Source organism: Streptomyces sp. SAS_272 (assembly GCF_052543235.1).
This window is the reverse complement of sequence record NZ_JBMNDR010000147.1, coordinates 1,963-12,623: the sequence shown is the minus strand read 5'-3', so window position 1 is coordinate 12,623 and position 10,661 is coordinate 1,963. Positions and strand designations below refer to the sequence as shown.

Annotated in this window: 9 protein-coding genes and 1 pseudogene; 7 read left to right on the top strand and 3 right to left on the bottom strand. The window is 72.1% G+C overall.

Going from position 1 to position 10,661, the window contains the following annotated elements; translation table 11 throughout:
• Positions 1 to 94 precede the first annotated feature (94 nt).
• The gene (locus ACN6LD_RS40670) at positions 95 to 1,345 is read right to left on the bottom strand and encodes an MFS transporter (RefSeq protein ID WP_445045785.1); all 1,251 of its coding nucleotides are present in this window, start codon (positions 1,343 to 1,345) and stop codon (positions 95 to 97) included.
• A gap of 139 nt (positions 1,346 to 1,484) precedes the next feature.
• On the opposite strand from ACN6LD_RS40670, the gene ACN6LD_RS40665 reads away from it, so the two are divergent.
• The 4 genes from ACN6LD_RS40665 (at position 1,485) to ACN6LD_RS40650 (ending at position 4,528) form a co-directional block, all read left to right on the top strand.
• On the top strand, positions 1,485 to 2,420 hold the full coding sequence (locus ACN6LD_RS40665) for a LysR family transcriptional regulator (RefSeq protein WP_445045784.1): 936 nt from the start codon (positions 1,485 to 1,487) through the stop codon (positions 2,418 to 2,420).
• A 153-nt stretch (positions 2,421 to 2,573) separates the two neighbouring features.
• Positions 2,574 to 3,431: an endonuclease/exonuclease/phosphatase family protein gene (locus tag ACN6LD_RS40660; RefSeq protein ID WP_445045786.1), complete on the top strand. Its 858-nt coding sequence runs from the start codon at positions 2,574 to 2,576 to the stop codon at positions 3,429 to 3,431.
• A gap of 40 nt (positions 3,432 to 3,471) precedes the next feature.
• The gene (locus ACN6LD_RS40655; RefSeq protein ID WP_415924828.1) at positions 3,472 to 3,984 is read left to right on the top strand and encodes a DinB family protein; all 513 of its coding nucleotides are present in this window, start codon (positions 3,472 to 3,474) and stop codon (positions 3,982 to 3,984) included.
• 4 nt (positions 3,985 to 3,988) lie between these two features.
• Positions 3,989 to 4,528, top strand: coding sequence for a GNAT family N-acetyltransferase (locus ACN6LD_RS40650; RefSeq protein WP_319187821.1), 540 nt, complete (start codon positions 3,989 to 3,991; stop codon positions 4,526 to 4,528).
• Between the two features lie 134 nt (positions 4,529 to 4,662).
• On the opposite strand, the gene ACN6LD_RS40645 is transcribed toward ACN6LD_RS40650, so the two are convergent.
• Both ACN6LD_RS40645 and ACN6LD_RS40640 read right to left on the bottom strand, forming a co-directional pair.
• On the bottom strand, positions 4,663 to 5,088 hold the full coding sequence (locus ACN6LD_RS40645; RefSeq protein WP_319187819.1) for a DUF3592 domain-containing protein: 426 nt from the start codon (positions 5,086 to 5,088) through the stop codon (positions 4,663 to 4,665).
• A gap of 52 nt (positions 5,089 to 5,140) precedes the next feature.
• On the bottom strand, positions 5,141 to 5,833 hold the full coding sequence (locus tag ACN6LD_RS40640; RefSeq protein ID WP_445045783.1) for a hypothetical protein: 693 nt from the start codon (positions 5,831 to 5,833) through the stop codon (positions 5,141 to 5,143).
• Between the two features lie 379 nt (positions 5,834 to 6,212).
• On the opposite strand from ACN6LD_RS40640, the gene ACN6LD_RS40635 reads away from it, so the two are divergent.
• The 3 genes and pseudogenes from ACN6LD_RS40635 to ACN6LD_RS40625 form a co-directional block, all read left to right on the top strand.
• Positions 6,213 to 9,329, top strand: coding sequence for an AfsR/SARP family transcriptional regulator (locus ACN6LD_RS40635; protein WP_445045782.1), 3,117 nt, complete (start codon positions 6,213 to 6,215; stop codon positions 9,327 to 9,329).
• A gap of 168 nt (positions 9,330 to 9,497) precedes the next feature.
• Positions 9,498 to 9,899 (top strand): YciI family protein, encoded by a 402-nt coding sequence (locus ACN6LD_RS40630; protein ID WP_319187815.1) that lies wholly within the window; start codon positions 9,498 to 9,500, stop codon positions 9,897 to 9,899.
• A gap of 10 nt (positions 9,900 to 9,909) precedes the next feature.
• Positions 9,910 to 10,661, top strand: a pseudogene (locus ACN6LD_RS40625) (RNA polymerase sigma factor); the annotation flags it as partial.

The following is a 10,661-nucleotide window of genomic DNA, read 5'->3' as shown; positions in this document are numbered from 1 at the left end:
CGGCACAGGAAGCCGCGAACGGTCACCGGCACACCACGGGCCCGGGGTCGGGGTCGGTGGCCCGGCGGGCAGGCAGGCCGGCTGGGGCGCCGGGTCAACCACCGCTCTGCGCCGGCTCGGTCCGGGGCTCGGACGGCAGCACGCCGGCGCGCCGGGGGAGCAGCAGCGGGGTCGCCAGCAGGAGCACGCCCGCGAGTCCGATGGCCGTTCGCGGCCCGAGAAGAGCGCCGAGCACGCCCCACAGGGCCGTCAGGAGAGCGGTGGAGGCCTTCGTCGTCACCGCCCAGGCGGACAGCGTACGGGTGACCCGGTCGGTCGCGGTGCGCTCGAGCCGGCAGGTGGCGTAGACGGGGTTGAAGACCCCGCAGCAGAAGATGAGCCCGAATTCGACGCCGATGACCAGCAGCAGCCCACCGGCGCCCGGCCCCAGGAAGGCCAGGCCGACCGGCCACAGCGCGCGCGCCGCCCCGGACGCGACCAGCACCCGGTGCCCGCCGAAGCGGGTGACGAGCGGCCGGGCGAGCCGCGAACCGAGCAGCCCGCCGATCGAGGGCGCGGCGAAGGCGAGGCCGTACTGCCAGGGGGCGAACCCGAGCGGGCCGAGCATCAGGACGGCCAGCAGCGGCTGGGCGGCCATCACCAAAGCGTTGAAGAGGGCGGTGTTGAAGAACAGCGGTCGCAGGGTGGTGTCGGCGAGGATGTACCGCCAGCCGTCGAGCAGGTCCCCGGCCCGCATGCGCGTGTCCGCCCGGCGCTCGGGCGACGGTTCGTGTCCGCCCGCCGCGCGGATGCCCAGGGCCGAGAGCAGGTAGCTGACCGCGTCCGCCAGCACCGTTGCCACCGGGCCGAGGAGTCCGATCGCCACGCCGCCCAGCGGTGGTCCGACGATCGTCGTCGTCCAGGCCGTGGACTCGAACCGGGCGTTGGCGACGAGCAGGTGCTCGGCCGGCAGCAGGGCCTTCAGATAGGCGCCGGACGCGGCGCGGAAGGAGATGTCGGCCGCCGCGACGACGAAGGAGACCAGCAGGAGCTGGAGGAAGGTGAGCACGCCGAGCGCGAACGCGGCCGGGATCGTCAGCAGCGCCGCGCACCGCACCAGGTCCATGCCGATCAGCACCGGCCGCTTTCGGCGGAACTCCACCCACGGGCCGAGCGGCACCGCCACGACCGCGCCCACCGCGGCTCCCACGGAGGAGAGCGCGGCGACCTCGGCCGGACCGGCGTGCAGCACCTGGACGGCGATCAGCGGGAACGCGCCGAAGGCGAGCCAGGTGCCGAGGGCGCTGGTCCCATACGCTCCCCAGAGCCACCCGAACCGCCGCCCCAGCCGGTACCGGCTCCGCATGTACGCCCCCGCCCCTTGTTTACTCGTCCCGCACAACCGATCCGCGATCGGAAGCATCAAAGCGGGCGTCCCACCTGTGAAGCAAACAACCATAGAGTCATCGGACACAACCAACAGTTGTGTATGTAGGGTTTCGGCCATGGATCTCGACACTGTGCGCACCTTTGTCGCCGCCGCCGACGCGGGGCAGTTCCAGGAGGCCGCCGCCGAACTCGCGATCACCCAGCAGGCCGTCTCCAAACGCATCGCCGCACTGGAGCGCGATCTCGGGGTGCGACTGTTCACCCGCACCCCGCGGGGCGCCGGGCTCACCATCGACGGACAGGCGTTCCTGCCTCATGCGCGCGAGCTGCTGCGCGTCGCCGAGCGTGCGGTCGCGTCCGTGTGCACCGGCCGCCGTCCGCTGCGCGTCGACGTGCTCGCCTCCCGCAGCGCACAGTCGGGCCTGATGCGCGGCTTCCACCGTGCACACCCCGACATCGAGCTCGACGTGATGATGCTCTTCGACGTCGAGACAGCGGTCGCCGCCATCCGGGCCGGCACCATCGACGCGTCCTTCCGCGCGGTCGCCGTGCCCGGCCGGCCCCTGCCCGACGACATCGAGAGCGTCCGGGTGCTCGACGAGCCGCTCCAGCTCCTCACCGGTCCCGCGCACGCCCTCGCGGGGGCCAGATCGGTCACCGTCGCCCAGCTCACCGGGCACCGCATCTGGATGCCGGGCATCGCCCCCGGCACCGAGTGGGCCGCCTACTACGACGACCTCGTCGCAGAGTTCGGTCTCACCATCGAGGCGACCGGTCCCAACTTCGGCTCCGACGCACTCCTCGACACCATCGCCGACACCCCGGCCCTCGCCACCTTCATGGGCGAGCACACCCGCCTCATCTGGCCCGCCGGCCACGGCCTGCGCCGCATCCCGGTGACCGACCCGACACCCGTCTACCCGCACTCACTCCTGTGGCACCGCGACAACCCGCACCCGGCGCTGACCACCCTGCGCGCGCACCTCGCCGCCGCGGCGACCGGCCACGACAGCGCCGGGACCTGGACGCCGGACTGGGCGGTGCCGCGCTGAAGGCGGCGCGCAGGCGGGGCTGCGCGGGCACGACCTCAGATCCGGTGCGGGGCCGGAGGCGGGTGGCTCACAGGTCCGTCACGTAACCTCGGGCGTGCAGAGGTCAGTTGAAGGACGATCGAGATCGAGGAGGCGAGGGTGTCCGGACGGGGCATGCGATGGCTCGCGGGCGCCATGACCGTGGCCTGCGCGGTGCTCGTCGGCCCCAGTGTGGCGAGTGACGCCCTCGTCGGCGGGTCACTGCCCGCCAACGCTGTCCGGGAGGTCGTACCCCATCGGGTCATGACGTGGAACCTCTGCAACCCCTGCGAGCAGAGCAACACCGACCGGGCTGCGGAGATCGCCGCGTACGCGCCCCAGGTCATCGGCCTCCAGGAAGCGTGCGCGCGGGACGTCGCGAGGATTCGCAACGAGCTGGAGAGGCGTTACGGGCTCGTCTACCACGTCGCGTACGGGACGGTTCTCCAGGACTGGGGCCGCTGCGGGGGAGTGCCGTGGAGCCCGGACGGTTACGGCCAGGCGCTGCTCTCGGCGGCGCCGATGACCGACCGGGTCTCTGTGGAATACCCCGACGGCGGATCCGAGGACCGTGGGTACATGGCGGTCACCACCTCGGTGGGCGGCCGACTCGTCCGGGTCTTCAACACCCACCTCGCCGAACGTCGTCAGGAATCGGTCCGGGCGGACCAGGTCGGCGTGCTTGCCGCGGAGGTGGCGCGGTACGACCGGGCGATCGTCCTCGGTGACTTCAACGCCGTGCCGGACGCTCCCGAACTGGCCCCGATGTGGGCACTGGCCGTGGACACCGACCCCCGGTGCCACCCCTCGCCCGCGGACGGCTGCGGGACGACCACCGACTGGCACAGCAAGTTCGACTACGTCTTCCTGCGAGGCGTCACCGCGCTGGAACACCACGTGCAACCCTCGTCGTACTCGGACCACCACCTTCTCGACACCGACCTGGACGTCACCCAGGGCGTCGCGGCGAGTGCCGGACCCGCGACGAAATGACGAGCACGGTGCGGCGGTTGTCGCTACTGTCGACGCCATGGTGCTCCCTTCCCGTACGCGTCCCGCCTACGATGCCGATGAGCGGACTCAACTGATCGCCTGGCTGGACATGCAGCGGGCGATCATCCACTGGAAGTGCGAGGGCCTTTCGGCCGAGAGCGCCCACCGGGTCGTGATCCCGACATCGCCGCTGATGACGGTCGCGGGCCTGGTCTCCCACATGCGGTGGGTCGAGCACTGCTGGTTCGAGGTCATGCTCATGGGGCGTCCGGCCACCGGCCCTCAGTTCGACGAGTCGGTCGAGGACGCGGACATGCGCGTCGAGGGTGTGCCGCTGGAGCAGTTGCTGAGCGAATACGCCGAGCAGTGTGCCGTCTCGGACGAGATCATCGCGAGCCGTCACCTCGACGACGCCGGGCGCCAGAAGGAGTTCCGGGCCGGAGCCGCGACCCTGCGCTGGATGCTCATGCACATGATCGAGGAGACCGGTCGGCACGCCGGCCACCTGGACATCGTGCGCGAGCTGCTCGACGGCGGCAAGGGTTACTACTGAGCCGGTGACGGAGATCGAGTACCGGCGGTTCGTCGTCTCCGAGGTCGACTCGCTGGCGCACTTCCTGGCGGGAGACACCTGGCCGTTCCATGTCTCGGCCGCCGTCAGCCTGGACGAAGTCCGCGAGTGGGCCGCCGACGGCGTGTTCGACGGCGAGGAGACCCGAACCTTCTGGATCATCGTGCACGGCGAAGCCGCCGGCCTGATCAGGCTCATGGACCTCGGCGACGGCACTCCTCTGTTCGACCTCAGGATCGCATCGCGTCACCGCGGCAGGGGCTTGGGTCCCCTGGCTCTCGCCTGGCTCACCCGGTACGTGTTCACCGAGTTCCCCGACACGGAACGGATGGAGGGGACCACCCGGCAGGACAACGCGGCCATGCGGAGAACCTTCCGCAAGGGCGGATACGTCAAGGAAGCCCACTATCGCGACGCCTGGCCCGGAGCCGGTGGGCGCCGGTACGACGCGGTCGGGTACGCGATACTGCGCCGGGACTGGGCCACCGGCACGGTCACGCCGACGAACTGGCACGACGAGTTCTGATCCGCCCGGAGCCACCGCGCGCACGCCTCGCCGGAGGGAACCGCACGGTGAGCGAGCGCCGCAGGACCCCTCCTCGTGTCCGACCGGCACGTCGGAACGAGAGGCGGCCGGACAGATCCTGCGGGCCGAAACGGTCAGAGCGTGAGCAGCCGAACGAGCAGCGCGAGCGACGTGCCGGCCACGAGCAGGGATCCCACGACGGCGAAGACCCGGTCGACCGTCGTCACGTCCCAGCCCTGGATCGCGAACCGGCGAGGGTTGTCGGCGTCGTACCGCACCACCACGCGGGCGCCCACGCCGAAGGCGCCCGCGAGCGAGCCGCGTCCGAACCTGGACGAGTACTCGCACTCCTGGCCGTCGTGGGTCGTCCAGGCCGCGACCGGGTGGTAGTAGGTGGCTCCTTCGTCGCCTCGACCGACCTCATGGCGGACGATCCGTCCCTGAGCGGTGAGTCCTGTGCGCCGGAGTGCGTCGGCACGCCGGAGTCCGTACACGCCGATGCCGAGAAAAGCAGCTCCGAGCACGAGCGGGATGAGGCAGAAGAGCCATGCACGTTCCATGTCAGGTGCGACGCATGAGCCGGAGCGCCGGTTGCGCGATGACTGATCTTCGCTACGGGGTGAAGACCTCGTCGAGGCGGTCGATGGCCCCGTCGCCGCCGAGGTGGTAGGTGAAGACCAGTCCGGAGTCCGGGTGGGCCTCGAGCCAGTCGAGGAACTCCTGGACGCCGATGGGCTGATTCTCGGTGCTCTCGACGACGGGGTTGGTCACGGTGATGTCCGCGGCCTGGTCCATCGGGATGTAGGTCTCCTTGCCCACCGTTTCGAAGGGCGCTCCGTCGGAGTCGGGCGTGCCGCACCCCCAGTTGCCGTGTCTGACGATCAGGCTCAGGGAACCCCCTTCCGGCGTGTAGCGGTAGACCGCGACCTCATTGGGGGAGATGGGCATCTTGTGGTCGCAGTCGTCGCCGCCGTCGCCGCCGCCCGATGAGCTGGTCGCGGGGGAGACCGGGGGCTTGGAGGCGGCCGGGACGACGGTAGGGGGCTTGACGCCGCCGCCCGCGCCCGCGGGGCCCGTCGCGGCGGGCTTCCCGGCCGAGGTGTCCGCGCTCGCCGCCGCCTTGCCCGCCTTGTCCGCCGTGCCGCCCGCCGTCGTCGCACCCGGTGTCGGGTCGCTGCCGGCATCCGCAGTGCCGCCGCCACCGGAGCAGCCTGTGAGGCCCAGCGCCGCTGCGGCGCACACGCCCATCAGGACCGCTCGGACCGAGCCCGGTCTGCGGCGGCTCTTCCTCGGCGTCAGATGCATGCTGCGTCCCCCGTCTTGTGCGTTCGAGATCTCCATGAGCCTGATCGACTCTGGAAGAGGGACGAGTTTCGGCCGACGATGGTTGCGTTCCGGCCAGACTCAGGTTCCGGTCCGTCCTCCGGCGCCCGAGGACGGACCCCTGACGGGCGCCGTGCGCGAGCCGGGCCCGTCATTCTCGGCGGGCGCCGCCGCTTGCTGCGATCCGCCTGACGGCACGTGAGATGAGGATCTACGGTGAACCTTGCGAAAACCCTGTGACGGCCTTCCTGCGACGGCCCCGGAGCGAATGACGGAGAGCTGTGTGGAGTCGCGGCTCCCGCCCGGCGGCGACGTCCCCGCCGCCGATGGGCCGTCCCACCACTTTTCCGCGTGAGGCACGATGAACCTGCACCTGCTCGGACCCCTTGAACTGCGCATCGCGGGGAGTGTGGTCGACGTCGGGCAGCCGCGTCGGCGGGCGGTCCTCGCGGCGCTGGCAGCCGACGCCGGCCGGCCCGTGTCCGTGAACACATTGGTGGACCGGGTCTGGGACACCGCCGCGCCCGACGGGGCCCGTTCGGTCCTCTACTCGCACATCAGCCGTCTGCGGCGACTCCTCGACAGCGCGGAACCCGTGGCAGGCGGCGCCGGGGCCGAGCCGCCCGGTGCGCCGCTCCACATCCGCCGGACTGCCGGCGGTTACGTTCTGGAGGCGGACGAGCACGCCGTTGACCTGCTCCGGTTCCGCTCGCTCGTCGCGCAGGGACGCGAGCCGCGCCTGCCCGACACCCGCCGTGCACAGGTTCTCGAGGAGGCGCTGCGGCTGTGGCGCGGAGTGCCCTTGGCGGGGCTGCCCGGCGCGTGGGCGGAGCGCACGCGGGACGCCTGGACCCAGGAACGCGTGGAGGCGGCGCTCGCCTGGGCCCGGACCCTGGTGCGCCAGGAGAAGCCCGAGGAAGTACCCGCTGTTCTGCAGCCGTTGCTGGCGGATCACCCGCTCTGCGAGCCGCTCGCCGCCGCGGTGATCCGCAGCCTGGCCGCCGCGGGCAGAGCCGCCGAGGCGGTGCACACGTACACCGTGATCCGCCGGCAGCTCCGCTCGGAGCTGGGTGTGGCTCCGGGCCCCGAACTGCAGGCGGTGTACGAGGACGCACTGCGCGACGCCGGACGGGCGGAGCCGCCGGGCACGGGATCCGCCCCTCACGCCGTCAGCGCGCCCGTCCACGGCGCCGGCGGGCCCTCCGTCCCCGTACCCGCACAACTGCCGATGTCGATAAGTCACTTCAGTGGCCGGGAGGAGCAACTGGCCGAGCTCTCGCGGTGCCTGCTCGGCAAGGACGCTCCGGACGCGGGAGGGTCCGCAGCGGCCGTGGTCGTCTCCGCGGTGTCCGGCACCGCGGGCGTCGGCAAGACCGCGCTGGTCGTGCGCTGGGCGCACCAGGTCCGTCAGGCCTTCCCCGACGGACAGCTCTACGTGGATCTCCGAGGCTACGACCCCGACGAGCCGGTCTCGGCCGCCCAGGCCCTCGCCGGGTTCCTCACCGCCCTGGGCGTGCCCGGCCAGGACATACCCCTGAGGCTCGACGACCGGGCGGCACGCTACCGCACCGCGGTCGACGGACGGCGTCTGCTCGTCCTCCTGGACAACGCCGCCTCCGCCGCGCAGGTGCGCTCGTTGCTGCCCGGGAGCCCCACGTGCACAGTGGTCGTCACCAGCCGGGATTCCCTGTCGTCCCTGGTGTCGGTCCACGGGGCGCACCGCGTGGTCCTCGACGTCCTCGCCCCGGACGAGGCGCACACCCTGCTGCGCGCCCTGATCGGAGCGCGCGTCGACACCGACCACGCCGCCGCGACCGCCCTGGCGCAGCAGTGCGGATCACTGCCCCTGGCCCTGCGCGTGGCGGCCGAACTGGTGTTGTCACGTCCCGGGGAACCCCTGACCCGTCTGGTGGCGGAACTACGGGATCACCGCCGGCGCCTGGACGTGCTGGACTCCGGCGACGGAGATCCCCGGGCGGCCGTGCGAGCCGTGTTCTCGTGGTCCTACGACCGTCTTCCCGAGCCTGAGGCCCGTCTGTTCAGACTGCTGGGCCTGCACCCGGGGCCCGACGTGGACGCCCACTCGGCCGCCGCCCTGTCCGGCGAGACCGTGGAGCGGACGCGGCGGTCCCTGGACGTCCTGTCCCGTGCGCACCTGGTGCACCGCAGCGGTCCCGGCCGTCACGGCATGCACGACCTGCTGCGCGCCTACGCCGCGGACCTCACGAGCCGGCATGAGGCGACGGCGGAGCGCGACGCCGCCCTCACCCGTCTCCTCGACCACTGCCTGGCGGCGTCGGCGGCGGCCATGGACGTGCTGTATCCCGCCGAACGGCACCTGCGGCCCGTCGTCGAGGCGTCCGGCGCCGCTCTGCCGCCGCTGCGCACGGCCGACGAGTGCCGGGCCTGGCTGCGTGCCGCGCAGCACACCCTGGTGGCCCTGTGCTCCAGGACCGAGGAGCCCGGGCCTTCCCGGCACACCGTGCGGATGGCCACCACGCTCCACCGCCACTACGAGCGTTCGGGGCATTTCGCCGACGCGCTGACCGTGCACACGCATGCCCTGCGGGCGGCCCGCGCGGTGGGAGACGTCGCCGGCGAGGTCGACGTCCTGGTGTGCGTCGGCGCGGTCCACCGGCGGCTCGGAGACTACGAGAGCGCCCACCGGCACCACGCCGACGCACTGACGCTGAGCCGTCGGGCCGGATATCGGGCCGGGGAGGCGCGCCATCTGACCAACGTGGGCGTACTGCACGAGTTGCAGGGCCGGTACCAGGACGCGGCCGACCACCACGAGCAGGCGGTCGAGCTGTTCCGCACGGTCGGTGACGTCCACGGCGAGGCCGATGTGCTGAACAACCTCGGCATCGTCCAGGAGCTGCTCGAGGACTACCAGGCGTCCATCGAGCGGTATCAGCAGGCTCTGGCGCTGTACCGGCAGACGGGTCACACGTTCGGGGAGGCCAGCGCCCTCGGCAACCTCGGGATCGTGCTGGCGCGACTCGGCGACCACGCGGCCGCGGCCGGACGCTTCGAACAGGCGCTCGCTCTCTTCCGGCGGCTCGGGCACACGGGCGGAGAGGCCCACGCCCTGTCCAACCTCGGGGACGCGCTGTGCCACCAGGGCGAGTACGCGGAGGCCGCCGAGCACCAACGGCAGGCCCTCGGCCACTTCCGGCGGACCGGGGAACCCTACGGAGAGGCGGGCGCCCTCAACGGCCTCGGCGAGGCTCTGCACGGCGCCGGGCGGCACGACGAGGCCCTGGAGGCCCACGCGTCGGCGCTGGCAGTGGCCTGCGGAATCGGCGAACAGGAGGAGCAGGCCCGCGCGCACATCGGCGCGGCGCTCGTCCGCAACGGCAAGGGGGAGCGGGCGGACGCCGTCGACCACCTGCACCAGGCCCTGTCCCTCTACACCGCGCTGGGCTCGCCACGCGCGGAGGAGACGCGCAAGATGCTCCTGTCCGTGACGCCCTAGGTGTGCTGTCCGGACAGGTTGGTGACGGGGCTGCTGCGGGGCCCGTCCCCCGGCGGCCGGCAAGATTTTTCCCGGAATCCTGCCGAGGATGTCGAAAACGCCGAGCGTGCTTCTACCTACCTGTGAAGGCCCCCGCCGCGGCGGACACGACCATCGAGGAGCAGAACCATGAAGTACATGCTGCTGATGCAGTTCAGCGAGAAGAACGTCGACTTCCCCAAGCTCGACGAGTGGAAGCCCGAGGAGATCCAGGCGCACATCGGGTTCATGCAGCAGACCAACGCCGGCCTCGCCGCCGCCGGCGAACTGGTCGACGCCCAGGGCCTGGCCATGCCGGAGACGGCCCGCATCGTGCGCTCCCACAGCGGTGGCGCGCCGGTCGTCACCGAGGGCCCTTTCCCGGAGTCCAAGGAGTGGGTGGCCGGCTGGTGGATCGTCGACTGCGACACCGAGCAGCGGGCGATCGAGATCGCCGCCGCCGTCTCCGCCGCCCCGGGTCCGGGCGGACGGCCGCTCGACATGCCGATCGAGGTTCGCGAGGTCATGGCGGCCCCGCCCACCGAGCTGTGAACATGCCTCTGTGACGACTCTCGAACCCACCGTCGACGACCTGCTGCGCACGCTCGCGCCGCAGGTCGTCGGCGTGCTCACCCGCCGCTACGGGGACTTCGCCGCCGCCGAGGACGCCGTGCAGGACGCCCTGTTGGACGCCTCGAGGCAGTGGCCGTCCGAGGGCGTGCCGCGCAATCCGCGCGGCTGGCTGATCCAGGTCGCCGGCCGCCGGATGACCGAGCAGGTCCGCAGCGAGCAGGCTCGCCGCAGGCGCGAGGAGCTGGTGGCCGGTCAGGTCCCGGCCGACCGGCGGTCCGCACCCGGAGCCGACGCCGGGGACGAGGGCGCGCACGACGACACCCTCACGCTGCTGTTCCTGTGCTGCCACCCTGTACTGTCGCCGGCCTCGGCGATCGCGCTCACGCTCCGCTCGGTCGGCGGGCTGACCACGGGCGAGATCGCCGCGGCGTTCCTCGTCCCCGAGGCCACCATGGGCCAGCGGATCAGCAGGGCCAAGCATCGGATCAAGGACTCCGGGGCGCCGTTCCGGATGCCGGACAGCGCCGAGTGGCCGGCTCGCCTCGACGCGGTGCTGCACGTTCTCTACCTGATCTTCAACGAGGGCTACGCCAGCAGCACCGGCGCCGAGCTGCGGCGCGTCGAGCTCTCCCGGGAGGCGATCCGCCTCACCAGGGCGGTCCACACGCTGCTGCCGGACAACGCCGAGGTGGCCGGCCTGCTCGCGCTGATGCTGCTGACCGAGGCGGGGGGGGGGGGGAG